The organism is Acinetobacter sp. WCHA39 (genome assembly GCF_002165385.1).
Taxonomy (GTDB): Bacteria; Pseudomonadota; Gammaproteobacteria; order Pseudomonadales; family Moraxellaceae; genus Acinetobacter.
Genome location: NZ_NHRP01000006.1, coordinates 62,130 through 87,681, shown reverse-complemented (window position 1 = coordinate 87,681; position 25,552 = coordinate 62,130). Strand labels below are relative to the sequence as shown.

At 38.5% G+C, this 25,552-nt stretch carries 24 protein-coding genes; 9 read left to right on the top strand and 15 right to left on the bottom strand.

Features of this window, described 5'->3' with window-relative positions:
- Nucleotides 1–14: 14 nt before the first annotated feature.
- Nucleotides 15–581, top strand: a complete 567-nt coding sequence (locus CDG56_RS04715; protein ID WP_087547089.1) for an acyltransferase — start codon at nt 15–17, stop codon at nt 579–581.
- On the opposite strand, the gene CDG56_RS04710 is transcribed toward CDG56_RS04715, so the two are convergent.
- The 9 genes from CDG56_RS04710 to CDG56_RS04670 form a co-directional block, all read right to left on the bottom strand.
- Complete coding sequence (locus CDG56_RS04710) at nt 578–1,441, bottom strand: glycosyltransferase family 2 protein (protein WP_087547088.1); 864 nt, start codon at nt 1,439–1,441, stop codon at nt 578–580. The genes CDG56_RS04715 and CDG56_RS04710 overlap by 4 nt on opposite strands.
- Entirely contained in the window at nt 1,438–2,556 is a 1,119-nt protein-coding gene (locus tag CDG56_RS04705) for a DegT/DnrJ/EryC1/StrS family aminotransferase (RefSeq protein WP_087547087.1), read from the bottom strand. Before CDG56_RS04705 ends, CDG56_RS04710 begins: the two co-directional genes overlap by 4 nt.
- Nucleotides 2,553–3,413, bottom strand: a complete 861-nt coding sequence (locus CDG56_RS04700; protein ID WP_087547086.1) for a WxcM-like domain-containing protein — start codon at nt 3,411–3,413, stop codon at nt 2,553–2,555. The genes CDG56_RS04705 and CDG56_RS04700 overlap by 4 nt, the downstream gene beginning before the upstream one ends.
- Nucleotides 3,410–4,285: a glucose-1-phosphate thymidylyltransferase RfbA gene (gene rfbA, locus CDG56_RS04695; protein WP_087547085.1), complete on the bottom strand. Its 876-nt coding sequence runs from the start codon at nt 4,283–4,285 to the stop codon at nt 3,410–3,412. The genes CDG56_RS04700 and rfbA overlap by 4 nt, the downstream gene beginning before the upstream one ends.
- On the bottom strand, nt 4,285–5,343 hold the full coding sequence (gene rfbB, locus CDG56_RS04690; protein ID WP_087547084.1) for a dTDP-glucose 4,6-dehydratase: 1,059 nt from the start codon (nt 5,341–5,343) through the stop codon (nt 4,285–4,287). The genes rfbA and rfbB overlap by 1 nt, the downstream gene beginning before the upstream one ends.
- 99 nt (nt 5,344–5,442) lie before the next feature.
- Nucleotides 5,443–6,309, bottom strand: coding sequence for a lysophospholipid acyltransferase family protein (locus tag CDG56_RS04685; RefSeq protein WP_087547083.1), 867 nt, complete (start codon nt 6,307–6,309; stop codon nt 5,443–5,445).
- A gap of 5 nt (nt 6,310–6,314) precedes the next feature.
- Nucleotides 6,315–6,536 carry a hypothetical protein gene (locus CDG56_RS04680; RefSeq protein ID WP_004664817.1) on the bottom strand — a complete coding sequence of 74 codons (222 nt, stop codon included), beginning with the start codon at nt 6,534–6,536 and terminating at the stop codon, nt 6,315–6,317.
- A 126-nt stretch (nt 6,537–6,662) separates the two neighbouring features.
- Nucleotides 6,663–8,444: an aspartate--tRNA ligase gene (gene aspS / locus CDG56_RS04675; protein ID WP_087547082.1), complete on the bottom strand. Its 1,782-nt coding sequence runs from the start codon at nt 8,442–8,444 to the stop codon at nt 6,663–6,665.
- Nucleotides 8,445–8,584: 140 nt separating this feature from the next.
- Nucleotides 8,585–9,358, bottom strand: coding sequence for a DUF4184 family protein (locus CDG56_RS04670; RefSeq protein ID WP_087547081.1), 774 nt, complete (start codon nt 9,356–9,358; stop codon nt 8,585–8,587).
- Nucleotides 9,359–9,494: 136 nt separating this feature from the next.
- Here CDG56_RS04670 and znuD point away from each other — a divergent pair, with 136 nt between their 5' ends.
- A complete protein-coding gene (gene znuD / locus CDG56_RS04665; RefSeq protein WP_087547080.1) occupies nt 9,495–11,546 on the top strand; it encodes a zinc piracy TonB-dependent receptor ZnuD in 2,052 nt (683 codons plus the stop codon).
- Between the two features lie 79 nt (nt 11,547–11,625).
- Nucleotides 11,626–13,089, top strand: coding sequence for a phospholipase D family protein (locus CDG56_RS04660; protein ID WP_087547079.1), 1,464 nt, complete (start codon nt 11,626–11,628; stop codon nt 13,087–13,089).
- 26 nt (nt 13,090–13,115) lie between these two features.
- Here CDG56_RS04660 and CDG56_RS04655 read toward each other — a convergent pair whose 3' ends face one another.
- Nucleotides 13,116–13,565, bottom strand: a complete 450-nt coding sequence (locus tag CDG56_RS04655; protein WP_171295100.1) for a hypothetical protein — start codon at nt 13,563–13,565, stop codon at nt 13,116–13,118.
- A gap of 168 nt (nt 13,566–13,733) precedes the next feature.
- Between CDG56_RS04655 and CDG56_RS04650 the strand changes: the two genes are divergently transcribed.
- A complete protein-coding gene (locus CDG56_RS04650; protein WP_087547078.1) occupies nt 13,734–14,225 on the top strand; it encodes an RcnB family protein in 492 nt (163 codons plus the stop codon).
- Between the two features lie 150 nt (nt 14,226–14,375).
- Nucleotides 14,376–14,738, top strand: a complete 363-nt coding sequence (locus CDG56_RS04645; RefSeq protein WP_087544596.1) for an RcnB family protein — start codon at nt 14,376–14,378, stop codon at nt 14,736–14,738.
- Nucleotides 14,739–14,779: 41 nt separating this feature from the next.
- Here the strand turns inward: CDG56_RS04645 and CDG56_RS04640 are convergent, their stop codons facing one another.
- From CDG56_RS04640 to CDG56_RS04625, 4 genes are all read right to left on the bottom strand, one after another.
- Nucleotides 14,780–15,277: a phosphate-starvation-inducible protein PsiE gene (locus tag CDG56_RS04640; RefSeq protein ID WP_005162200.1), complete on the bottom strand. Its 498-nt coding sequence runs from the start codon at nt 15,275–15,277 to the stop codon at nt 14,780–14,782.
- Nucleotides 15,278–15,399: 122 nt separating this feature from the next.
- Complete coding sequence (locus tag CDG56_RS04635; protein WP_087547077.1) at nt 15,400–17,181, bottom strand: acyl-CoA dehydrogenase C-terminal domain-containing protein; 1,782 nt, start codon at nt 17,179–17,181, stop codon at nt 15,400–15,402.
- Between the two features lie 161 nt (nt 17,182–17,342).
- The gene (locus CDG56_RS04630) at nt 17,343–19,145 is read right to left on the bottom strand and encodes an acyl-CoA dehydrogenase C-terminal domain-containing protein (protein WP_087544593.1); all 1,803 of its coding nucleotides are present in this window, start codon (nt 19,143–19,145) and stop codon (nt 17,343–17,345) included.
- A gap of 330 nt (nt 19,146–19,475) precedes the next feature.
- The gene (locus CDG56_RS04625; protein ID WP_087544592.1) at nt 19,476–19,829 is read right to left on the bottom strand and encodes a heavy-metal resistance; all 354 of its coding nucleotides are present in this window, start codon (nt 19,827–19,829) and stop codon (nt 19,476–19,478) included.
- 131 nt (nt 19,830–19,960) lie between these two features.
- Here CDG56_RS04625 and baeS point away from each other — a divergent pair, with 131 nt between their 5' ends.
- From baeS to CDG56_RS17240, 4 genes are all read left to right on the top strand, one after another.
- Nucleotides 19,961–21,622: a sensor histidine kinase efflux regulator BaeS gene (gene baeS / locus CDG56_RS04620; RefSeq protein ID WP_087547076.1), complete on the top strand. Its 1,662-nt coding sequence runs from the start codon at nt 19,961–19,963 to the stop codon at nt 21,620–21,622.
- 46 nt (nt 21,623–21,668) lie between these two features.
- A complete protein-coding gene (locus tag CDG56_RS04615; RefSeq protein WP_004664800.1) occupies nt 21,669–22,355 on the top strand; it encodes a response regulator in 687 nt (228 codons plus the stop codon).
- A 159-nt stretch (nt 22,356–22,514) separates the two neighbouring features.
- Nucleotides 22,515–23,909: a hypothetical protein gene (locus CDG56_RS04610; protein ID WP_087547075.1), complete on the top strand. Its 1,395-nt coding sequence runs from the start codon at nt 22,515–22,517 to the stop codon at nt 23,907–23,909.
- Between the two features lie 38 nt (nt 23,910–23,947).
- Entirely contained in the window at nt 23,948–25,021 is a 1,074-nt protein-coding gene (locus CDG56_RS17240; RefSeq protein ID WP_227519043.1) for a hypothetical protein, read from the top strand.
- Nucleotides 25,022–25,024: 3 nt separating this feature from the next.
- Here CDG56_RS17240 and CDG56_RS04600 read toward each other — a convergent pair whose 3' ends face one another.
- Nucleotides 25,025–25,222: a hypothetical protein gene (locus CDG56_RS04600; RefSeq protein ID WP_227519042.1), complete on the bottom strand. Its 198-nt coding sequence runs from the start codon at nt 25,220–25,222 to the stop codon at nt 25,025–25,027.
- Between the last annotated feature and the right edge of the window lie 330 nt (nt 25,223–25,552).

Below are 25,552 nucleotides of genomic sequence, written 5' to 3'. Positions count from 1 at the left end.
ACTAAGGTGATCTTATGAAGTTTATGTATCGCTATACTAGATTAAGAGTATGGTTTTATAGGAAATTCTTTTCTAATATTCGTAAATTGAAATTTAAGGGTAAAATATTACAAGCTACACAATTTATCGGAACTGGAGAGATTTTTGCTCAGAATGTAGAGTTAGGTGTTTTTCCATCTCCATATTTTACTAATGGAGTGGGGTATTTAGAAGCTAGAAATACTACTGCTAAAATTGAAATTTTAGATAACACCTTTATAAATAATAACTTTGTAATGATTGCTGATCGGACAAGAATTACCATTGGACGTAGATGCTTAATAGGTACTAATTTTTTCGTCACTGACTCAGATTTTCACGGCTTGGCCATTAATAATAGAACGAATGGAAATTATGAATGCTTACCAGTAGAAATTGGAGACGATGTTTTTATTGGATCTGATGTGAAAATACTGAAGGGTGTAAAGATTGGTCAAGGTGCAGTCATTGCAAATGGTGCAATTGTTGTGAAAGATGTGCCACCATTGACAATTTTTGCAGGTATACCTGCAAAATTTGTCAAGAATATTCCTGTAGATTAACTTTGTTTTGAAAAATATCTATTTTGAAGATAAATCAAATAATATTTACAACGAAGCATTAATGATTTGATAGGACTTTCTTTTCTTAGTGGCCTAATTTTTATTATTTTTTGTATGGTATAAACAGCGGACGGATATAATTTATGATCTCGATATTGCATTGCGATTTTTAACATTTCTTCATACATCATATCTTGATTTTTACTCATATTTTCGTCATGTGATCTATAATTTACAAGCGGATAAGGGATGTAGATAATTTCTTTGTCCAAGTTCGATAGACGTAATAATAGATCCCAATCTTCAATTTTTGTTTGAGGATTAAATCCACCTACCTTTTGAAGAGTTGCAGTATCTATCATTTGCGACGAAGCAGGTAAATCATGCTGATTTAAAAATATCTCACTAAAGCAAGTTTTTTTAAAACTTCTGACACGTTGGTCTATAATCTTGTTATGTTTATCTATGATATTTACACCGCCAAAGCAAGCAATAGCTTCAGGATATTCATGCAAAGCCTGAGTTTGTAATTCAATTTTTTCAGGTTGAATCATATCATCAGAAGCTAATGTGCAAAAATATTCTCCATTTGCCCATTTTAATGCTTCATTTAGAGTATTACATAACCCTTTATTCTCTCTATATCTAAATTCAAATCGACTAAATCTATTTGTACAAATTGAAATTAATTCTTGAATTTTTAATACAGAGTTATCTTTAGAACCATCATCTATAATAATTAGTTCAATATTTGAATAAGATTGATTAATAATACTTTGGATACTATCTTGAACATATTGCTCATGGTTATAACAAGGAATAGCAATTGTTACTAAAGGTGGGGTAGTCATTGATGTCATGATAATTTAAATCCATTACAGACATCTACGATGAATTGAGCATCCTTTAAGCTAAGGGTGGGTCCCATAGGCAAACTCAATACTTCAGAATGAATTTTTTCTGAAATTGGAAAGCTTGAGTTGTTCCATTCCTCATAAGCTTGTTGTTTATGTGGGGGAATAGGGTAATGAATCAAAGTTTGTATACCCTGTCCAGTTAGGTGCTTTTGTAAAGCTTCACGATGTTCGGTTCGAATCACAAATAAATGCCAAACATGTTGCTTATCATCTAAAGCATTAATTTGCATTTTAGGAAGTTGAATTAAAGAATTATTAATACTTTCTAAATAAAGTGCTGCAATCTTACGACGGTGTAAAGTCTCTTGATCTAGAAATTTAAGTTTAATATCCAAGATAGCGGCTTGAATTTCATCTAAACGACTATTTACACCTTGTACAAGATTTTTATATTTTTCATGTGAACCATAATTGCGTAATGCTCTAAGCATATTGGCAAGCTCTAGATCATTCGTTGTTATTGCGCCAGCATCACCTAATGCACCAAGGTTTTTACCAGGATAAAAACTAAATCCGGATGCATGTCCCCAATTCCCAGCTTTTCTACCTTTAACTTCTGCACCATGGCTTTGAGCGGAATCCTCTAAAACTAATAAGTCATATTGATCTGCAATTTGCATAATTTCAGGCATTGCTGCAAGCTGACCATATAGGTGAACTGGTAAAATAACTTTTGTCTTATTTGTAATAGCCGCTTCAATTTTTGTAGGATCAAGATTGAAGGTATCTGGATCAGGTTCAATAAGGACCGGTTTAAGCTGATTAGCGCTAATGGCTAGAATACTCGCAATATAAGTATTAGAAGGCACAATAACTTCATCACCTGCTTTTAATTTACCTAACTCTTTCCAAGCTCTTAATGTCAAAATAAGAGCATCTAAACCATTGGCTACGCCGATTGCATATTTGGTTCCGCAAAATTTTGCAAAATTCAGTTCGAATTGTTCGAGTTCTTTCCCACCAATATACCAACCAGAGTCGATTACTCGAGTACAAGCCTCAATCAATTGTTCACGATATTGTTGATTAATGTTTTTTAGATCAAGAAAAGGGATCATTGCTCAATATAACCTTTAATTTTTGCTGGATTACCGACCATAATTGCATTTTCTGGAACATCTTTTGTTACGACTGCACCTGCACCAATCATTGCATTCTTTCCTATTCGAATACCTGGCAAGATAGTTGCGTTTGCGCCAATACTCGCGCCTTGTTCTACAACTGTTTTCGCGAAGCTTTCAGGATACTGTTTTGATCGTGGTTTTTTATCGTTGGTAAAAGTGACGCATGGACCAATAAACACATTATCTTCTAGGGTAATGCCATCCCAGATGTAGACACCTGATTTTATGGTGACATTGTCACCGATTTGGACATCATTCTCGATTAAGGTGTGGGCACAAATATTACATCCAGCACCAATCACTGCATTTTTTAGAATCACACTATATTGCCAAACGCGTGTATTCTGACCGATGTTGGTGCTGTGTACATCGGATAAAGGATGGATAAATGGACGATTTACAACGCTGAGAAATTCATCATAACTACGGATATAATCGCTTTCATCATAATGTTCACTTGCTAATACTAACAATACACAATCTTCTGAAAAGTCATGCATTTCGTGCCAAACAAGAGGTGGAATCCTTAACCCTTTATTGGCTTGGTCCATCCATACTTCTTGTTTTTCACTACCATTATCCATGATCATTCTGCATTTTCCCTTTATACAGAATGCAACCTGATGTAGCTCTTTATGGGCATGAAAACCGCGGGGAATATCCGGTTTTGCATCGAAAATATAGTAGATACGATTTATTTTAAAAGGAATATTTTTGCTGACCTCGGCAACAACAAGGCCGCCACGCTCGTCACCTAAATTTGGTAAGTCAATCCAATCAATCAGTTTCATATTTCACTCACTAATGATACCAAATATTGACCATAATCATTTTTATTCATACTTTGGCCGATTTCTAGAACTTGCTCTTTGTTTAGCCAGCCGTTGTTAAACGCAATTTCTTCTAGGCATGCCACTTTATAGCCTTGACGTTTTTCAATGGTTTCCACAAATTGTGCAGCTTCAAGTAAGCTTTCATGTGTACCTGTATCGAGCCAAGCAAAGCCTCGACCAAGTAATTCAACATTTAAGTCTCCACGCTCTAGGTACATCTGATTCACGGTCGTGATTTCCAATTCACCGCGTTCTGATGGTCTAACTTGTTTTGCGATTTCCACAACATCATTGTCATAGAAATAAAGACCAGTTACAGCAAAATGTGATTTTGGCTGTTTCGGTTTTTCTTCAAGAGAAACGGCACGTTTTTGCTCATCGAACTCAACCACACCAAAACGTTCAGGGTCTTTAACTTGATATCCAAAGACGGTCGCACCCTTTTGACGAGCAACTGCTTGACGTAACATTGGTGTAAAGCCCTGACCATAAAAAATATTATCGCCAAGAACGAGGCACACATTACTTTGACCAATAAATTGTTCACCAATAATGAAGGCTTGGGCGAGGCCATCTGGGCTAGGTTGAACAGCATAACTCAGTTCAATCCCTAGTTGAGAACCGTCACCAAGTAAGCGTTTAAATCCGTCAATATCATCAGGTGTACTAATAATGAGAACTTCACGAATACCTGCCAACATTAATACTGAAAGTGGATAGTACACCATCGGTTTATCGTAAATTGGGAGTAACTGTTTAGAAACGCCTTTGGTAATTGGGTAGAGGCGAGTACCTGAACCGCCAGCAAGAATAATACCTTTCGTCGACATTATAGATTTACCCCTAATCTTTCACGTTGATAGCTGCCATCCTGAACGTGACGACACCATTCTAAATTATTTAAATACCACTCAATTGTTTTACGAATACCTGTTTCAAATGTCTCTAGAGGTTTCCAGCCAAGTTCATTTTCTATTTTTGAGGCATCAATTGCATAACGTAAATCGTGTCCTGGACGGTCTTTTACAAAAGTAATTAAGTTTTCATAAGGTTGAGCATTATTTTGTGGTCTTAATTGATCCAGAATTCTGCAAATGGTTTTCACTACTTCAATATTCTGTTTTTCATTATGCCCACCGATATTGTAAGTTTCTCCAACCGTACCTTGAGTGATAACTTGATATAAGGCTCTTGCATGATCTTCAACGAATAACCAATCACGGATTTGATTACCAGCTCCATAGATAGGGAGTGCTTTACTATCTAAGGCATTCAGAATCACTAAAGGAATTAATTTCTCAGGAAAGTGATATGGACCATAATTATTAGAGCAATTTGTTACAATAGTTGGTAGACCATAGGTCCTTTGCCAAGCCCGAACCAAATGGTCGGAACTCGCTTTACTGGCTGAATAAGGTGAGCTTGGTGCATATGGTGTTGTTTCAGTAAATAAATCCGTAGTCCCGTCCAAATCACCATAAACCTCATCTGTTGAAATATGGTGAAAGCGAAAATTTACTTTTTTAATTTCGTCTAATCGCTGCCAATATTTACGTGCTGCTTCTAATAAGGTGTATGTGCCAACAATATTGGTTTGAATAAATGTACTTGGCCCATCTATAGAACGGTCAACATGTGACTCGGCAGCTAAGTGCATGATTGCATCAGGTTGAAACTGTTCAAAAATCTGTTCTAGTTTTGAAGCATCACAAATATCAACTTGTTGAAATTGATAGCGTGGATTCTGATCAATTTCTTTTAGTGATTCTAGATTACCTGCATATGTAAGTTTGTCTATATTAAGAACTTCATCATTTGTATTTTTAATAATGTGACGTATGACACTTGAACCAATAAACCCAGCCCCACCTGTAACTATAATCCGCATAAAATATTTTCCTTCAATAATTTAAATGGTTAAATTCATAAATTATTTAAAAAGTTAATTTCTAAAATTTATCTTATTTATCGATAAAATAAAAAATAGTCACTCATAAAACATCATATGATCAGCCCCTCTAAACCGCTTATATCCCCACATATATTCAGAAGGAAAGCGGTTGATCATCTGTTCAATTGCTTTATTGAGTGCTGTAGTTGCCACTTCAATATCTTTGTCATAAAGCTGAGGATCATTCAGATCATCGCAATACACATCAAATCCTTCACCATCCTCACGGCGGAAACAGCTTAATCCCACCAGACGACATTGGGTTTTTTGTGCCATTTTACTTGCAAGTGTACTAGTTAAACAGGGAATTCCAAAAAAAGGAACGACAACCCCGCCTGAAGGTTGAGGGACATGATCAGGTAGAATGACGCTAAACCCACCTTGTTTCAAATTCTTAAATAACGCTTTTACACCATTAGCATCAGTTGGAACAAGTGTCGCATTTAACCGTTGACGAGCATGCAAAGCAAAAGCATTAAATCCTGAGTCTTTCATGGGTTTATACATAATGGTGGGAATACCATATTGATGTACCCATGCATTCATCATTTCCCATGTACCCAAATGCGGAGTAATAATCAAAGCACCACGCGGATCACTTAAAGCATTTGTTAATACTTCTAAATTATGTACAGTACGAATTTGCTGAATGCTCCATTCAGGAGGCATTGCCCAGCATTTCCCTGATTCAACATAACTCAAACATTGCTTGGTCACACTTTCTCGAGCAAGCTGTTCTTTTTGCTCTGAAGAAAGTGTTGGGTAGGCTAAACCAATATTAATTCTGGTTTTCCAAAGCATACTTTTATCAGGATTTTGATTGATAAAGTAGGCAGCCACTTTTGCAATACTACGCAAAAATGTTAGAGGGAGAATACGAAGTAAGGTACTGTAAAACGACATCGCAATTAATCTTGCTTATCTGTATTGCCTTTGAGCACCATATAAATTAGTGCTACAAAAATCAATAACGCACCTACAAGACTACTGACGCAAAAATATAAAATACGTTGATTGGTGGTCATATTGAAAAGTTCATTTGCCAAGATGTAACGCATAAAAAACCATTGAGCAAGTGAAAACACAATAATTACAATTGTGTGTCGACGTACATCAGGACGCATTGCCATAAGACTGACCTCTCAATAAAAAAGCAGCTTATTATGCCATTACGCTGCATGATCGCAAAGTAAAACCATGTAATATAAAAAAACCCTGCATTAAGCAGGGTCTTATTCAGCAATCAATTGAAAAAATTACTTTTCTTCAGCTTTTGCTTTTTCGCGTAAACGAATACCAAGATCACGTAATTGATTCGCTTCTACTGGTGCTGGTGCTTGAGTTAATGGACATTCAGCAGTCTTCGTTTTCGGGAATGCAATCACATCACGAATAGAAGAAGCACCTGTCATGAGCATGATCAAGCGGTCAAGACCAAATGCCAAACCACCGTGTGGAGGCGCACCATAACGTAATGCATTCAATAAGAAGCTGAATTTTTCTTCTGCCTCTTCTTCACCAATACCTAAAGCTTCAAAAATCGCTTTCTGCATCTCTAAGGTATAAATACGTAGTGATCCACCGCCGATCTCAGTACCATTGAGTACCATATCGTATGCAACAGACAACGCAGCACCTGGATTGCTCTTCACTTCTTCAACACTTGATTTTGGTAGTGTGAATGGGTGATGCACAGAAGTCCATTTGCCATCATCAGTTTCTTCGAACATCGGGAAGTCAACTACCCAAAGAGGAGCCCACTCACAAGTTGAAAGGTTTAAGTCATGACCGATTTTCACACGAAGTGCGCCCATCGCATCGTTTACAACTTTTGCTTTATCCGCACCAAAGAACACGATGTCGCCATTTTCAGCGCCAACACGTTTTAATAGATCAAGCACGATTGGCTCAATAAATTTAACGATTGGAGATTGAAGACCTTCAATACCTTTTTCAAGTTCGTTGACTTTGATGTAAGCCAAGCCTTTCGCACCATAGATACCAACGAATTTAGTGTATTCGTCGATTGCACTACGTGGAAGTGAACCTGCGCCCGGTACACGTAAAGCAACGATACGACCTTTAGGATCTTTTGCAGGACCAGCGAATACTTTGAATTCAACGTCTTGCATCAAATCTGCAACGTCAATTAATTTCAATGGAATACGCATATCTGGTTTGTCAGATGCATAGTCACGCATTGCGTCTGCATAAGTCATACGTTCGAATTTATCGAATTTTACATTCAATAATTCATTGAACATTTTAACTGTTAAGCCTTCCATTAAATCCATGATGTCATCGTCACTCATGAACGATGTTTCAACGTCGATTTGGGTAAATTCAGGTTGACGATCTGCACGTAGATCTTCGTCACGGAAACATTTCGCGATTTGGTAATAACGATCAATACCACCTACCATCAACAACTGTTTGAACAATTGTGGTGATTGTGGAAGCGCGTAAAAGCTACCATTTGAAACACGACTTGGGACTAAATAGTCACGTGCGCCCTCAGGAGTTGCACGAGTCAAGATCGGTGTTTCAACGTCTAGAAAACCGTGATCTTCGAAATAGTTACGAATTAAGTTAGTAACTTTAGAACGGAAGCGTAAACGATCTAACATTTCTGGACGACGGATGTCCAAGAAACGATATTTCAAACGAATTTCTTCAGAAATATTGGTATTTTCGTCATTTAATGGGAATGGCGGAGTTTCAGAAGCAGCAAGAACTTCGATTTCTTTTGCCAAAACTTCAATTTGACCACTCACCATGTTGGCATTTTCAGTACCTTCATAGCGACGGCGTACACGACCTGTAATTTTTAATACAAATTCTGAGCGTGCTTTATCCGCAGTTGAGAAAGCTTCTGGTGTATCAGGATCAATGACGACTTGAACTAAACCATCACGGTCACGCATATCAAGGAAAATTACACCACCATGGTCACGGCGACGATGAACCCATCCGCATAAAGTCACTGTTTGATCGATTTGGGCTTCAGTTAAAGAGCCACAGTAATGAGTGCGCATCATATTGAATTATTTATCCAAACTATATTGGCTAGAAGGTGAATGCGTAAACAGCGCATCACCAATGAAGGGGAGATTATGCCTTGTTGAACATATTGTCTCAAGTCTTAATCATTTCAACAGAATTTTAAAGCGACGCTTTTTTAAAAAAATGATCTTGTTTGACCTTTTCGATCAAATAATAGTAGCAACAGACATGCTGCTGTAAAAATACAAAGTGCTGTTTGAGTAAATTCGTTAATTGATTTACCAATAAAAAAATATCGTTCGGTGTACCAGAGTTCTGATGAAATATGACGACTATAGTCCCAAATCGACAACAATCCAGCAACTGTTGAAATCATTAAGCTTGTCGTGATAAATGCTTTGATTTTAATCGGTACAGGTTGAGCTAGTTTATGTTTGATGTAATAGCGTTTGCACATCCATAAGATAAAAGGTAAGGCGAGAATAGATGAAGCAATCTGCAAAATAAAATGTAATGGATAATGCAAACCAAAGAGAGAAATATCTTGTGCGAGTAAATCTTTAAAAGCGAAGGTCCGAAAGTCCAGATGGGTTAATCCATCCCAGATTAAATGTGTCGCTGTACCCAAAATAATCGCAAAGCAATTCATAAGAATAAAGCCCACTGCATCATCAAAATTGCTGATCTTTATGGGATCTTTTATACCCAGAAAGCGATAACTGACAGGTCGATAAATGAGATACCACAAGAGACAAAAGAATAATCCAATCGGAAGATTGGGGAATAATATGCCAGACCACTGATGTGTTAATGCAATTGTTTCTTGAGTAAATAAACGATGCAGGTCTGGGGTCATACAGCCGATTGCAAGCGCTGCGACAGGCAAATGACCTTTACTCAATTTTGATAGAGGTGGTGCAAGAACAGCGTGAGAAAGAGTAAATGGCATATTCTTGGAGCGTTATAGACATTGAATAATGGATCAGCAGTGTAGCAAATGTTTTTTTGTGGTTATGTTTTTTATTGCAAAATAAATGAAATGTTATAATATAACAAAATATATTTAAGCTGATCTGAGACACGGCATGTCATTTTCTAAAAATATTTTGACTTTATCTATTTTAGCAATAGCCAGTAGTACCACCTTTGCAGAAGAGGAAACAAAGGTTCAACAACTTGCTACGATTGAAATTAAAGCGCACCCTTTAGAGCGAAATGCAGCCGATTTTGCTGTCGCAGATCATGTGGTTGAGCAAAAAGAGTTAACTGAAAAAAGTGTAACATTAGGTGATGCCTTAGCTGGTGAGATGGGGATACATACCAATCAGTTTGGCGCAGGTTCAAGTCGTCCAGTGATTCGAGGACAAGATGGTGCTCGAGTCAAAGTGTTGCAAAATGCCTCTGAAAATATTGATGTTTCAACGTTATCACCCGACCATGCGGTCACGGTTGATCCATTATTAGCAAAGAAAATAGAAGTTATTCAAGGACCATCTACTTTATTGTACGGTGCTGGTACTGTAGGTGGTTTGGTCAACGTGACCGACAGCAAAATTCCGACACAGATGTCAGAAAATGGTTATGAGGGCAATGTTGGGCTACGCTATAACACTGGTAGTGATGAAAAATTAGCAAGCGCGGGTGTTACTGTTGGTTTAGGTGATCAAGTTGCATTACGTCTTGAAGGTCTCAAACGCGAAGCCAATGATTATATTGCACCTGATTATTTCCATGAAGGCGAAAAAGAACGCCGTGTCGATAATACCTTTGCCAAAGGGCAAACGGTAAATGTCGGTTTGTCATGGATTTATGATCGTGGTTTTACGGGGATTTCCTATAGCAACCGTCAGGATCAATATGGCTTGCCAGGACATAGCCATGAATATGAAAGCTGCCATTTACATGGTTTGAGTTTACATTGTGGTGATCACGACCCAACTGATGGGCATGATCATGACCATGAAGAACATGCGCATGATGCAGGACCTTGGATTGACTTAAAATCAGAGCGTTATGATGTTCGTACTGAGTTGGATAACCCATTTGCAGGCTTTAAAAAATTACGCGCACAAGCGAGTTATACAGATTATCAACATGATGAGATCGAAGAAGAGACCATCGCGACTCGTTTTAAAAATAAAGGTTATGATGGCCGCTTAGAGTTTGTACATAACCCGCTGGGTGCATGGGAAGGGGTCATTGGTACACAATATGGACAACAAAAATTAAAACTTACAGGTGAAGAGGCCTTTTTAGCGCCAAATACCACTAAAAAATGGAGTGTGTTCGCATTAGAACATGCACAACTTAATGATTTTCATGTTGAATTAGCTGCTCGTGCAGAACAGCAAAAAATTAATATTGATGATGCAACGAAAAAAGATTTCGACGGTTCGGCTTTTTCTGTTTCTGGTGCCGCCAATTGGGAGTTTGCACCAAACTACAAACTCTCGTTTGTTACTTCGCATCAAGAACGTTTACCTTTAGCACAAGAGTTATATGCTAATGGTGTGCATTTCGCCACCAATACCTATGAACTAGGGAATGATCAGCTTAAAAAAGAGCAGTCAAATAATGTCGAACTTGGTTTTCATTACGATGATAACAAGTTCGATTACCATGTACATGTCTACCATAACTGGTTTGATGACTACATCTATGCCCAAACTTTAGGTCATTATAAAGATTTCCGTTTGGTTCAGTATGCGCAAGATAAAGCCAAGTTCTACGGTGCTGACGTGGAAGTGAGCTATCAAATTTCACCGATCTATAAACTCGGTGTATTTGGTGACTATGTTCGTGGCAAGATCGATAATGAAAATGCACCACGTGTACCCGCAGGTCGTTTAGGGACTAAAGTAAATGCTGATTTTGGTGATGGTTTCACTGGATCTGCTGAGTATTACCATGTGTTTCAGCAGGACAAGATTGCGGCGTATGAAACCGATACACAAAGTTATAACATGTTAAATTTGGGTGTGGCGTATTCAGGTAATTATGGCAATGTCGGTGATTATCGTGTATTCCTAAATGCTAATAATTTGTTGGATGATCAGGTTTATCAACATGCATCATTCTTATCAACCATTCCACAAGTTGGACGTAATTTTAGCGTTGGTGTGAACTTTAGTTTCTAATTTGTCACTCAAATCTTATTGAAAAATCAAAGTATAAGCTCTAGCCTTAGTCCATTAGGCTAGGGCTTTTTCTGTTTATATGCGCATCTTCCAAAGAATTCATCAAAAATTAAACTGGTCAGGTCGACGTTACATGGCAGTCATATTGAGTATTTTTGCGATTGGGTATATTGCTTCGGCAATTTATCACACTGTAAAACCACTCCCAAAAGGACTGGATTTTACGGGACAACTTCGTCATGCCAATGTGAAATTTTTAGCGGATCAAACTTATATTGATATACAAGGTCAGCAACAAGTTGATCAGCATATTTTCAAAGAAGTATTCCAACTGATTGATCAAGCACAAACCACGATCGTGCTAGATATGTTTCTATTTAATCAGGAAGTTGGTGAATCAAAGGTAAAGCAATTTCCATTGATGCAACAACTCACTGATGCGTTAATTCTGAAACGTAAACTTTACCCCGCAATTCAAATCGTTGTGATTACAGATCCAATTAACTCGGTTTATGGTGGAATAACGCCTCAACACTATCGTCAGCTTCGTCAAGCAGGCGTAGATGTGATAGAAACAGATTTAAAACCTTTGCGTGCTTCAAATCCATTGTGGTCGGGTTTTTGGTATATCTGTTGTCAAAATTTAGGCAATAATCCTGAAGGTGGTTGGCTAAGTAATCCTTTTGGGAAGGATAAAGTAACCTTACGTAGTTATTTAGAATTGTTAAATTTTAAAGCCAATCATCGCAAAACCTTAGTGGTCGATACGGCTCAAGGTTGGAAGAGTTTAGTGACCTCAGCGAATCCTCATGATGGAAGTTCACATCACAGCAATGTGGCGTTGGTGGTGGAGGGGCCAACGGCCATTGATGTGCTTAAAACTGAACAGGCGGTTGCACAAATGTCGCATGGCTCCAGTCCTTTTGTGATTATGGGTGGGCTGGTGGAAGATAAGCGCTTGCCACAGGTGCAGCTACTGACTGAAAAAGCGATTTATGATGCTGTGTTGAAGATGATTCAATCTGCAAAAAGTGAAGAGCATTTGGACATAGCTATGTTCTATCTGTCTGAGCGAAATATTATTGAGGCATTAAAACAGGCTAAACAGCGTGGTGTAAATATCCGTATCATGCTTGATCCAAATAAAGATGCATTTGGTCGTCAAAAGAATGGTATTCCAAATCGCCAAGTGGCTTCAGAACTCAATGCGGTAGGCATTCCAATTCGTTGGTGTGATACCCATGGTGAACAATGCCATAGTAAAATGCTACTCAAATATAACGCTCAGCAAGCTGAGATTATTTTAGGTTCAGCGAACTTCACCGCACGTAACCTGAAGAATTATAACCTTGAGACAGACATGCGCGTTTTAGGTTCAGCACAAGCACAGGTCTTTAAAGATGCAGGACAGTATTTTGATGCTGCTTGGAGTAATACGAATGGTCGTCAGATCACGGTTGATTATGCAAAATATGCTGATGAGTCAAAAGTGAAATACTGGCTCTATCGTTTTATGGAGTGGTCGGGCTTATCGACTTTCTAAAAGAAAGAGGCTTTAAGCCTCTTTTTTTATTGCGGATTGGGTGGAATCAATTGATCTAAGTCCTTATCAGCCAATTGATCTAATTCACTTAAATCCATTTTGATTTTCCACTGGCTTTCATCCTCCACAGGCGTTGGAAGTCGTGCTTCCAGCCAGTCACACACTACATCAGGACTAAACTCAGCATGATTACATTGAATCACCCAAGCTAAAAAGTCTTTCGCTTCACCATTCATATAAGGAGGAGGAGAGACAGGGAAGAATTGAGTGGGTAAGCGCTCATTGGTCGATAAGTAGTTCAGAACATGCCCAAGTTCCTGAACGGTCTGCCATGCCAGAGGATGCTCAACATCAATATTAAATTTAAACCACCATGCATGTTGACCATCTGTACCATGCGCCACGATTCTGGATTCCTGCACACTTGGAACCTTACAGAAAAATTGATAGAGACGATCAAAATTCATTTCAGACACTGACATTGCCTCAAAATTGAAAAATGGATTCTAGCATATTCTTAATCTGAGCAAGAAAATCCCTCCTTATTTCATCCTTGATTTGCCCTGAATGGTATCGAATGGTAACAGTCATTGCTGGTTTTTTACTCTAAAATAGAAATTAGGATTTGATGATGGGAGAGGGCAATGTTGCGATCTAAATACGATGTTTATGCTTTTATCAGTGTGTTGAGCTGTCTTCCCGTAATGGTCTACGCCGATAATGCCTGGAGCGGCTATAGTGGGGTGGAGCGCCGTTCCTCGCATCAGGCTTCGCCATCTTATCAGCAGCCTGCACAGGACCCATTTGCCTTTTCAAATCAGCGTTACACACCGAAGGCACCACCCAAAGGCTATTATTATCAGCCCTATCAAAATAATAACCACCCTTACCCCAACCATCGACCAAGCGTTCGGATTGAATATTATCCAGAAACACAATATGAGCACAGCTATCGACGTGAATCATTTGTTGTTGGAAATGAATTACCCGGCGAGTTTCGTAGTGAACGCTATGTGATTCGAGATTGGGATTCATATTCATTGCGTGAACCACCAAGAGGTAGGCACTGGGTGATGGTCGATGGTCGTTATCTTTTGGTGACTGATGATAATTTTACGATTGAAATTATTCGCTGATTTTAAATGTTTTTTTGAATTTTATTCAAAATTGAAATCTCCATAATTTCTTAGTTTTCATTACAAAGCTTTGCAATGTCGCTAGATTTGTTCATGGTTTCTCCTTGAGTTTCTCTTAATCTGGATTCAGGTCAAACAGAGGATCAAACAATGAAAAAGACAGCAATATTACTTGTATCAACCTTAATGCTTGGTGTTTCTGCATCTGCGATGGCAGATTCCAATCGTTGGAACAATCATCACGATCATAAAGATCATTACGATCATCGCTATGACCGCCATGATCATCGTGAAGCCCGCTGGTCAAATGGTGATCGTGGTAACCACTATGGTCAACGCATAAATCTTAAACGTGGTGAACGTTTACCTTCAGAGTTCCGTAGCAACCGATATATGATTTCCAACTATCGTATGCACCGTTTATATGAACCACCACGTGGTTATCACTGGATGCAGGTACAGGGCAAATATGTATTGGTTGATTCGAAATATCGTGTGTTCCGAGTTGCATAAAATACCTAAGAAAAAGCAGGCGAAATGCCTGCTTTTTTTATTTATGCAAGTTCGTCATCTTGTGGTCGTGGTGTCTTATTTGCAGGAAGTTGTTGTTCATGATCTTTACCACGAATCACCGATGGATAGTTCCACGAAGCAAAACGCACCACTAAAATGGCTAGGGCGAGGATTAAAATAGAACCCGTAATAATCACCTGATCCATTGAGGCTTTATGATTATGTTGAATATCTGCAATCAAGAGGCGAGTAAGTGCAGTGATTGCCACATAAATCAAAAAGCGCACGGGCATGTGATTGGTCTTGAAATAAATCCCAACCATCGCGCCCAGTTCAAGATAGATAAATAACAGCAGAATATCGTCAATGCTTGCGTATTGCTTAACGGTCAAAATTTCAATCACCGTGTGCACGGCTGACCATGCGATCATACAGCCGATAATAAACAGCGCCAGATAATGAAATGCTTCAACTGCATAGTGACCTAAACGGTCGAATAGACGTTGCAGGTCTTCAAGTTTCTCTTTTGAACTAGACATGGAAATTTAATGTACTCAACATGATCATGAAAATGGATGCAATTTTTATGCTGATTTTATTATAGCCATAAAAAAACTGCCTAAACTAAATGATTTAGGCAGTTTTTAAAACCGAACTAGAATTAAGCTTGGTTTGTGAAGTAATCTTCGCTGAAGTTCATGATTAAGTCAGAACCTGCTTTGATCTTCGCAAGGCGAGAATCAAGTTCTGGCAAAATACGGTCAACAAAGTACTGTGCCAAAGCAAGTTTGTTTTGGTAGAAATCACCAGACTTATCTTTTGCAGCAGCAGCAATCTTAGCAAACATATAAGCAAAGCTAAGTAGACCAACTGCGCTTAAGTAATCTACTGCAGCAGCATTCGGGAAGTCTACATTTTCAGCAGCTTGCTCAATGATGAATTGAGTGATTGCTTCAATTTCAGTTGCAGCATCTAAAGTTGCATCTTTAATGAAGTTTAAGTCAGTGTCTAATGAATTGGCAAAATCACGGATCTCAGCAATATATTCAGCAATAAACGCACCGCCACACTTAATGGTTTTACGACCAATTAAGTCTTGAGATTGAACGCCGTTGGTGCCTTCGTAAATTTGAGAAATACGAAGATCACGGATACATTGTTCCATACCCCATTCACGGATAAAACCATGACCGCCAAATACCATTTGTGCATCTAAAGTGGCTTGGAATGCAGTATCTGTGAGGTAAGCTTTTGCAATTGGTGTTAACAGCGCAACACGGTCATTGGCTTTCTTCACTGCTTCTGCATCAGTAGAGAATTTAGTGATATCAAGCTGTTGACCTACATATACTGCAAATGCACGAGATGCTTCATTATTTGCACGTACATTCAATAACATACGACGAACATCACCGTGAACTAAGATGCTATCCGCAGGTTTACTTGGAGATTTAACACCAGAAGCACTACGACCTTGTAAACGATCAGTCGCATATTGAGCTGCATTTTGGTAAGCAAATTCAGAAGCACCAAGACCTTGGATACCCATTGATAAACGTTCATAGTTCATCATCACGAACATTGCTGCAAGACCTTCGTTTTCTTTACCAACGAGATAACCTTTTGCAGCATCAAAATTCATCACGCAAGTTGCAGATGCCTTGATCCCCATTTTATGTTCGATTGAGCCAGGAGCAACAGGGTTACGCTCACCTAAAGAACCATCTGCATTTACAATGTATTTCGGTACGATGAATAAAGAAATACCACGTGAACCCGCAGGTGCATCAGGTGTTTTTGCAAGAACTAAGTGAATGATGTTTTCAGCGAGGTCGTGATCACCACCTGTGATGAAGATCTTAGTACCTGTAATGTTATACGTACCATCTTCGTTGCGTTCAGCTTTGGTTTTAATAATTCCTAAATCTGTACCTGCATGCGGTTCAGTTAAGCACATCGTACCAGACCATTCGCCAGAGTAGATTTTAGGTAAATAAGTTTCTTTTTGCTCTTGAGATGCATAGCTGTTTAATGCCATACCTGCACCCACAGAAAGAAGCGGGTAGAGCAAGAATGATGGATTGGTTGCGAATAACATCTCATCAGCAAGAACAGTCAGCATTTTTGGCATTGCCTGACCGCCCCATTCCTCATCAGCGCCTAAGCCGATCCAACCACCTTCAGCGTATTGACGGAATGCTTCTTTAAAGCCGGCTGGTGTGAATACTTCACCGTTAACCCAACGTGCACCTTCTTCATCACCAGTACGGTTAAGTGGGTGAGTTACGTTTTGAGCAAATTTAGCCATTTCTTCTAAAATTGCTTCAGCAGTTGCAGCATCTACATGAGCAAGATTCTCATTAGACTGCCAAAATTGTTCTGCTTTAAATACATCATTTAAGATGAATTTCATGTCTGCTAAAGGTGCATTGTAAATTGGCATAATCGTTCCTTTTTACGCACAGGTTATGTGCAAAGTGATTAAATAAAACGAACAAACAAATTGAATAGTTTAAATTTAGCATTGATTAAACAAAAAAAGGACGGTCAAAACTGACCAGTCCTTTTTTTGTGATGAACGTTGCATCTCACTCTAATCTATGATTAGAACGCAAAGTGTTCCGCATCAAGTTCAAACAATGGCGCAACACCAGTTGAAAGTACATCTACATGCGAGCGAACACGTGGCAAGATCTTCTTGAAGTAGAAGCGAGCAGTCGCTACTTTCGCATTGTAGAAGTCAACATCAGTTGAGCCTTCAGCCAGTTTCTCCTGAGCAACAAGTGCCATACGTGCCCATAGGTAAGCAAGTGTGACATAACCAGAGAAGTACATGTAGTCAACCGCAGCTGCGCCAACTTCATCAGGGTTTTGCATTGCACGCATACCGATTTGCATCGTAATATCGCCCCATTCTTTGTTTGCAGCAGCCAATGGCGCAATGAATTCTTGCATTGCAGCATTGTCTTTGTTTGCTTCAACAAATTTATGGATGATCTTGGTGAAGTCTTTCAACATTGCACCTTGAGTTTGCAATACTTTACGACCTAAAAGATCAAGTGCTTGAATTTCAGTTGTTCCTTCGTATAAGCAAGCAATACGTGTATCACGTACGATTTGCTCCATACCGTGCTCAGAAATAAATCCGTGACCACCAAATACTTGCACACCGTGGTTTGCAGATTCATAACCAGTTTCAGTTAAGAATGCTTTAGCAATTGGAGTTAACAAAGATAAGATGTTGTCAGCAAACTTACGCTCTTCTTCAGTTTCGCCTTTTTCAACGATATCTGCATACTGAGCCAATAAGTAAACAAGTGCACGACCACCTTCAGCAAATGCTTTTTGAGTTAAAAGCATATTACGAACAGCAGGGTGAACAATAATTGGATCTGCTTCTTTTTCAGGTGCTTTAGGACCTGAAAGTGCACGCATTGCTAAACGATCTTTCGCATATGCTAAAGCACCTTGGAAAGAACCTTCAGATGCAGCAAGACCTTGAACGGCTGTACCAATACGTGCAGTGTTCATGAATGTGAACATGCAGTTCAGGCCGCGGTTTTCTGGTCCGATCAAGTAACCTTTTGCTTTATCAAAGTTGATCACACAAGTTGCGTTACCATGGATACCCATTTTGTGTTCGATTGAACCGCAGCGAACAGTATTGCGCTCGCCGATAGAGCCATCTGCATTTACATTAAATTTCGGTACGATGAACAGCGAAATACCTTTAGTGCCTTTAGGTGCGCCAGGTAAACGAGCAAGTACGATATGGATGATGTTTTCAGCCATGTCATGTTCACCAGCAGAGATAAAGATTTTCTCGCCAGAAATTGCATAGCTACCATCATCATTTGGTTCAGCTTTGGTTCGGGTAATACCTAAGTCTGAACCTGCATGAGATTCAGTTAAGCACATTGTACCTGTCCAAACACCTGATACAAGCTTTGGCATATACGTCGCTTTTTGTTCATCAGAACCATGGTGTTCAATTGTACGAACAGCACCATGAGAAAGACCTGGGTACATACCCCAAGACCAGTTTGCTGTACCAACCATCTCAGAAATTGTGATTCCTAGAGAGTTTGGTAATGCTTGACCGCCAAATTCTTCATCAGCAGAAAGAGATGGGAAACCAAGTTCGATATATTTTTGATACGCTTCTTTAAAGCCTGTAGGTGTTGTAACAACACCATCATTCCAAGTACAACCTTCACGATCGCCTGATTGGTTGATAGGAGAAAGTTCATTCTCACAGAAATCAGCTGCTGCTTCTAAATATTGATCAACCAATTCGCGGCTTACGGTGCCTTGAAATGCAGGAAGTTTTGCGTAATGTGCTTCAGCATTTAATAATTCGTGCAATACGAACTGCATATCACGTAAGGGTGCTTTGTATTGTGGCATAGCATTTTCCTCAATACTGGTTAAACCAGAGTTATAATCTTAGTCAATGATAAATGTGCCTAATGGCAGCATTTTGTACCGCTAATCGTGCAGCAAGTCATCGTTCGGTACAAGCTTTAACAGGGCATTTCTTAGTGACTGTAAAGTCAAAGATAATGCTTAAATTATTTTAAAGCGTATTGATTGTAGGCAGTTTGCGTTGAATTCGCTCGTAATAATATGCAAAAAATCGTAAGCAGCTGTGTAATTAAAAATAATTGGCTCTGCAAATAAATTAAAAGGCGCTTGAGACGCCTTGATAACGAAATAATATTATGTTCTTAGATAGGTTTAACGTTTGAATTGCGATTTCTCAGGCGTAAAGCGAACGTCACAAGTACCTTCAATTACACGATTATTCCACTGAACATTCACACGCTCACCGATGCGTTTACCCTGACAGGCTTTCTCGATCTGTACTCTCTGTAGTCGATGTTCTTCACGCATTTGTTCTCGTCGTTCTTCACGTTGTTCGCGTTTAGCTTGCCATTCTGCACGTTGTTCAGGAGTTAGCGGTTGACGTTGCATTTCGTGGCGATGGCGGTCATGATTCATTGCTTGTTCTGAAGGTGTTACTTGGCAGGCAGCCAAACCTAAAACAGAACCGAGAAGAGTTGTCATTAATACGATTTTTGTCTTGTTCATTATTTTATCCTGCTTAGTCAGTTAAGATTCGATTGTTAAAGATTAGATAATAAAGATGAAGAAAGAATGGAGAGTTTTTTTGAACCATGTTGGTTACAATCCATAAATAGAACACTATTGAGATTTCGCTTTTGAATGTTCGTCGCATGCCTTTAGCCATACGTTTATTTTTAACGCTATTACTGACTACCTTAGTGATTGCAACAATCAGTTTAGGGGTATTGCATTGGACCATGCAAAAGAACTTCGCACGTTATGTTGCTGATGTGGAAATGCAAAAACTAGATCGTTTGATTGCGAATCTAGGTAATGTTTATACGGTTTATCATGACTGGGGGAATGCCATTCAGGCGCAGATTTTACAAATTGAAGGGAACGCAGCACCTGATGATTATGATCGCTTGTCTCAGTGGTGGTTGCGCCGTCAGTATGATATTGCCTTACAACAACGTTATTTTAATGACCATACCTTATTAACGCTTTCCCCCACTTTAGCTCAAAACAACACCGAAATAAAAAATCGTCAGATTTTTAATGATGAAGAATTAAAGATTCTTAAACAAAATTTACCCTCAGAATATCAACCCTTTGAAGGCTTACGTTTTCCGTTGAGTCCGAGCCAATTTCGGTTAAAGAAAGTTGATAAGCAAGAGACCAAATCTAGTTCATCATCTGAACATGTTAAAAAGCGTTTTGTATCAATTCCAGATCGTTTAGGTTTAAGTTCAAGACTGTCTTTATATGATGAAAAACACCAATTTATTGTGGGCGAACCTGCAACTGACCAAATAGCCTACCGTCCAATTCTGGTCGATCAAAAAGTTGTGGGTTATCTCGGCTTAAAACCCGTATTGGATCAGGATGATGCATCCAGTATCAATTTCTTTAGTAATCAAAAGCGTTATTTACTCTTAGTTTATGCCTTAACCGTGCTTTCTAGTCTGGTGGCGGCATTATTGATGGCAACTTATTTTAAAAAGCCAATTCAACGTTTGCTCAATGCGACGTTGGAATTAACGCGTGGAAATTACCAACATCAGGTTGTGATTAAGCGAAATGATGAATTGGGAGATTTATCGAATCAACTGAATCATTTGGCTGATATTTTGCATCAGCATGAAGAGTCTCGCCGTCAATGGGTCGCAGATACTTCTCACGAATTAAAAACGCCTTTGGCTGTGTTACAAGCACAGATTGAAGCAATGCAGGATGGAATTCGTAAAGCAACACCCGAGCATCTTGATGCAATGATGCGTCAAGTGAGTAGTTTAAAGAAGCTAACACAAGATTTGGCTGATTTAGCACAGGCAGATGCGCAGCAGTTGAAATGCTATTTTGCTGGAGTCAATCCATGGGATGCCGTACTGCAAGAAGTTGAGAATTTTAAACCTACATTTGAACAAAAGCAGTTTGATGTTTCACTCTCAGGCGAAGGAATAAGCCTATCTTTAGATCGAGATCGTTTTAAACAGATCATTGTTAACTTGCTTGGAAATTGTGTACGTTACACAGAACAAGGTGGAAAAATACAGATTCATACTCAACAAAATGAGCATGAATGGATATTGTATGTGGATGATAGCCCATTTGGGGTAAGTGATGAGCAGTTGGCGCGTTTAGGTGAGCGTTTCTATCGTGTGGATGATTCACGCACACGTAGCACTGGCGGAACGGGTTTAGGTTTGGCTTTGTCTTGTAAACTTGCGCAGGCTTTAGGTGGTTCACTTACTTTTAATCATTCACCTTTAGGTGGATTGCGTTGTGTACTGACTTTCCCAAAATTAATTAAATAACTTTTTTGATCCTCTTTGCTTGAGGACGATGGATAGGATGAAAACCATGAAGCATATTATGTTGGTTGAAGATGAAGTTGAACTAGCGCAGTTGGTTCGTGATTATTTAGAGGCGGCTGGTTTTGAAGTCAGTATGTTTCATGATGGTCAGGATGCTTATACCCAGTTTCAACAACGTAAACCTAGTCTCATGATTTTAGACTTGATGGTTCCTCGTATGGATGGTTTAACCATTTGCCGTAAAGTACGTGAACAATCTGATTTACCGATTATTATGGTAACTGCGCGTACTGAAGAAATTGATCGTGTTTTAGGCTTAAATATGGGTGCAGATGACTATATTTGTAAACCATTTAGTCCGAAAGAGTTGGTTGCACGTGTACAAGCCGTTTTACGTCGTTTAGAGCGTAAGGCAGAACCTGATCAAAATGATTTATTTCGTATCGATAAAGCACAGCAACGGATTTGGTATCAACAAAAAGCCCTAACTTTAACGCCAACTGAATTCCGCTTATTAGAATTATTCTTGGAGCATCTCGGTCAAGTCTATTCACGTGCGCAATTATTAGATCATATTAATCCAGATAGCTTTGATGTGGCAGATCGTGTAATTGACAGTCATATTAAAAATCTTCGTCGTAAAATTACTGAAGCTGCTGAAACGGGTAATCGTCATGAATGGATTCAAGCGGTTTATGGCGTAGGTTATCGTTTTGAATATCCTGATGAGTAAAATATAAAAGCCCTTTTGTAAATAAAGGGCTTTTTATTAAATAATAAATTGTCATTATAATTATAAGTAGCTATTATTTGTTCAAAGTCAATATATGACTTTTATTAAGTCCTAAATTTAAAAATTTAGATAATAATTTTATTATAAAAGGGGTGTCAAATGTTTAAAAAAACATTGTTAGTTTTAGCTTGTTCAGCCATTTTAACTGCTTGTGGTGGAGGCGGTGATTCATCATCAAATAATGGTCCTAATAATCCTGAAAATCCAGCTATTCCAGCATCAGATCTGGATAAGGCAAAGCAATTGGTAGATACAACAAATACTATTATTAGTTATTTTGATAGTTTTGATGGATTGCAATCACAATATCAGCCAACGTTTGATGCAATTAGTGATGCTGGTAAGGATACTGGTAATGCGAGTGGTTTAATTTTGACTTTAGCCTCTTTGGCACAACAAGATGCGCAGAATTCAACTCGTGAATATAATGCGGCTCAATTAGAAGCATTATTGAAAGAAGATTCAACGTATGGGGAATATTACTATCCTGATTATCAGTTGAGTAATAATACCCTTAAAGTCAGTGTGACACCGAATTCAGTGACTGTAACAGGTGGTGTTACAGCTAAGTATTGGACAGATTATGTTTGGGACTATAAAGCTCAGACAGGTCATGATGTTTTTGGTGATGAAGCCAACGTGACTGTAACCAATTTGAAATTAGAAGCACCATTCTCAGCATCTCAATCAACTTACGATTTTAAATTGGTTGCTGGTGGGAAAATTGCCACTAAGAATGTTGTGAGTAAAAAAGAAGCAATTTTAGCAGTAAATAGTGATAGTACGGCTCAAGTCGTTTATAACAATCCAGCAAAACTGGGTGATCGTTCTAGTGATCAAGTTCCTAAGACTGCGCAATTTAAGTTTGCGAATGTTGTATTGACTGCTGTAGGTACAGGCGCAGAGTTGAGTTTAACTGAGTTTTCAAGTAAGGCGACGCAAGTTCAATTTAAAGATGGTTTAAGCACATCCACAGAAATTATTCCTACTGAGCTAAACTTAAAAGGTAAGGCTATTGCTGGAACGGAAAACCTGAACTTAGAGGCAAGCATTAAATTAAATAATGATTTATCCAAAGTAATTGATATTACAGGTGGTAATGAATCTGCTGCAGCATTTATTAATGCAGATCTTAATGTGAAACTCAGTGGTAATGTCAAAGGTGGTGGCACAAGTATTAAGCCATTTAGTGTTGATTTAACTGCTAAACGTAATGAGTATCAGAAAGGTACAGCAACGATTAAGATTACTGTAGATAAAGATGTGCTTACGGCTGACTTTAAAACTGATAATTTGATTACAACAGATGTACCTGTCGTTTGGGCAAAATTGTCTCATCCTAATGGTGCATATGTTGAAATTGCTGATCTTGATAATTTTTCATCAGCGCAGATTAAAGTGGGTAATACCGCATATGGCACAGTGAGTAAAGTGTCAGATAACGTATATTCTGCAAAATTCACAGATAATACTGTTAAAGCGATTGCACCATAATCATGAAAAGGAGAGGGGGAGTAATATCCCCTTTTTTTATGCTCAAAAAAAGTCTAGCTGTATTCGGGATATTGATTCCTTTCTATTCCCATGCTCAAGAAAAAATCTATTATCAAGTGCAGGCGAATGTATATAGTGAACCTGTGTCGATTCACGCATTTACAGATGATTGGGATGATACACATTTTAAATCGGGAAAAAATGCATTTGCCCATGGCCTAATGCAGTTGGGTGTTAAACAGGGACAATGGGATTTTAGCTGGATTTGGCGTTACGATTATGTACTGCGATTTAGTCCAGACACTGCGAAATTATATTATCAAGTTAAAAATGATCAACTGATTGACGCCAATACCCAATATAATTTGCAACTTGAGGCACAGCATATTGATACGGTTGGGTCACGTTTTGCCTACAACTGGCAACTTTCACCTAACTGGAACCTGATCACAGGTGCAACCGTACTGATTGGCCGACATTATGTTGATGGACAAGTAAATGCTTTGTCTCAAACCACAAATCAACAACAATTGATGGAGCGTGTGAAGTGGCTCAATGGTCAAATTGACTATAGTTATGACCAGCCTGCATTAAAAGAAGACAAAATGGGCTGGAATGAGCGTGCAAATCAGGGTTATGGTTTTGCATTTGATACTTCATTACAAGGGACAATTGCGAATCACTGGAAAGTAAATATCAATATTCAGGATGCTTTAGCCTATTTATATTGGCAGGATGCACCCTACACCCAATATCAGATTGCTTATGATCAGGATCAGCGTCCCCGATTTGATATTCAGGGACAATTTAATAAGTATCACCAATATACGCAGAAGCTGCCTTTTAAAATTTATACTGATCTAAATTATCAGTCAGATCAGAATTGGCGTTTAGGTATGAGTTCAATCAGCAATCAATATAGTAGTCTTTGGCAATTAAACGCTTATTGGGATAGAGGTGTACAATGGGGAATCCATTTTGAACCTCAGACCCATGCTTTAGGCTTATCAGTACAGCATCAGAATTTTGGCTTGAAATATATTGCAGATGATCTAAATACCAATCAGGCCAAGAGGATGGGCGCTCAATTGTTTGCGCAATATCAATGGTAGAGGCTAAGCAAAATAATAATCCACATCTAGACTTAAGCCTAGCGTAAACAATTGTCTAATATTGGCTGTGCTAACGGGGCGGTGATGTGGATTTTCAATATGTCCTGTTGCACTGACACCGAGTGAATATTGAGGATTAAAAAAGAGCTGCTGTAAGGTATTTTGATAAGGTCGTAACTGTTCCAATAGGCTTTGTTGCACAAATATTTCATAACTATATGATTTTAAAAGTTTTGGTTATTTTTTGATCCAAAATTAAATTTATTTAAATCAGATGCTTACATATTTATGCAACAAAGCCGTTCCAATACATCAGCAATATGCTCATTCAGTTTTAATGAATCTCGATCGGCTTTGTTGCACAAATAGCTAACACTATGATTTTATTATATTTATTTTTATTAAAATTTTAAAAAACCCCTTAAAAATCAGTATCTTGCAAAATATTTATGCAACAAAGCCACAGTGAAATAAAAATATTCACTGTAGCTTTGTTATTGTGACACTATTTTTTGATTCTTAAATGAACAA

Excerpts from the sequence above, each read along its gene's own strand:
- CDG56_RS04715 (WP_087547089.1), top strand. The coding sequence starts at position 15 with ATGAAGTTTATGTATCGCTATACTAGATTAAGAGTATGGTTTTATAGG.
- CDG56_RS04710 (WP_087547088.1), bottom strand. The coding sequence starts at position 1,441 with ATGACATCAATGACTACCCCACCTTTAGTAACAATTGCTATTCCTTGT.
- CDG56_RS04705 (WP_087547087.1), bottom strand. The coding sequence starts at position 2,556 with ATGATCCCTTTTCTTGATCTAAAAAACATTAATCAACAATATCGTGAA.
- CDG56_RS04700 (WP_087547086.1), bottom strand. The coding sequence starts at position 3,413 with ATGAAACTGATTGATTGGATTGACTTACCAAATTTAGGTGACGAGCGT.
- rfbA (WP_087547085.1), bottom strand. The coding sequence starts at position 4,285 with ATGTCGACGAAAGGTATTATTCTTGCTGGCGGTTCAGGTACTCGCCTC.
- rfbB (WP_087547084.1), bottom strand. The coding sequence starts at position 5,343 with ATGCGGATTATAGTTACAGGTGGGGCTGGGTTTATTGGTTCAAGTGTC.
- CDG56_RS04685 (WP_087547083.1), bottom strand. The coding sequence starts at position 6,309 with ATGTCGTTTTACAGTACCTTACTTCGTATTCTCCCTCTAACATTTTTG.
- CDG56_RS04680 (WP_004664817.1), bottom strand. The coding sequence starts at position 6,536 with ATGGCAATGCGTCCTGATGTACGTCGACACACAATTGTAATTATTGTG.
- aspS (WP_087547082.1), bottom strand. The coding sequence starts at position 8,444 with ATGATGCGCACTCATTACTGTGGCTCTTTAACTGAAGCCCAAATCGAT.
- CDG56_RS04670 (WP_087547081.1), bottom strand. The coding sequence starts at position 9,358 with ATGCCATTTACTCTTTCTCACGCTGTTCTTGCACCACCTCTATCAAAA.
- znuD (WP_087547080.1), top strand. The coding sequence starts at position 9,495 with ATGTCATTTTCTAAAAATATTTTGACTTTATCTATTTTAGCAATAGCC.
- CDG56_RS04660 (WP_087547079.1), top strand. The coding sequence starts at position 11,626 with ATGCGCATCTTCCAAAGAATTCATCAAAAATTAAACTGGTCAGGTCGA.
- CDG56_RS04650 (WP_087547078.1), top strand. The coding sequence starts at position 13,734 with ATGTTGCGATCTAAATACGATGTTTATGCTTTTATCAGTGTGTTGAGC.
- CDG56_RS04645 (WP_087544596.1), top strand. The coding sequence starts at position 14,376 with ATGAAAAAGACAGCAATATTACTTGTATCAACCTTAATGCTTGGTGTT.
- CDG56_RS04640 (WP_005162200.1), bottom strand. The coding sequence starts at position 15,277 with ATGTCTAGTTCAAAAGAGAAACTTGAAGACCTGCAACGTCTATTCGAC.
- CDG56_RS04635 (WP_087547077.1), bottom strand. The coding sequence starts at position 17,181 with ATGCCAATTTACAATGCACCTTTAGCAGACATGAAATTCATCTTAAAT.
- CDG56_RS04630 (WP_087544593.1), bottom strand. The coding sequence starts at position 19,145 with ATGCCACAATACAAAGCACCCTTACGTGATATGCAGTTCGTATTGCAC.
- CDG56_RS04625 (WP_087544592.1), bottom strand. The coding sequence starts at position 19,829 with ATGAACAAGACAAAAATCGTATTAATGACAACTCTTCTCGGTTCTGTT.
- CDG56_RS04615 (WP_004664800.1), top strand. The coding sequence starts at position 21,669 with ATGAAGCATATTATGTTGGTTGAAGATGAAGTTGAACTAGCGCAGTTG.
- CDG56_RS04610 (WP_087547075.1), top strand. The coding sequence starts at position 22,515 with ATGTTTAAAAAAACATTGTTAGTTTTAGCTTGTTCAGCCATTTTAACT.
- CDG56_RS17240 (WP_227519043.1), top strand. The coding sequence starts at position 23,948 with ATGCTCAAAAAAAGTCTAGCTGTATTCGGGATATTGATTCCTTTCTAT.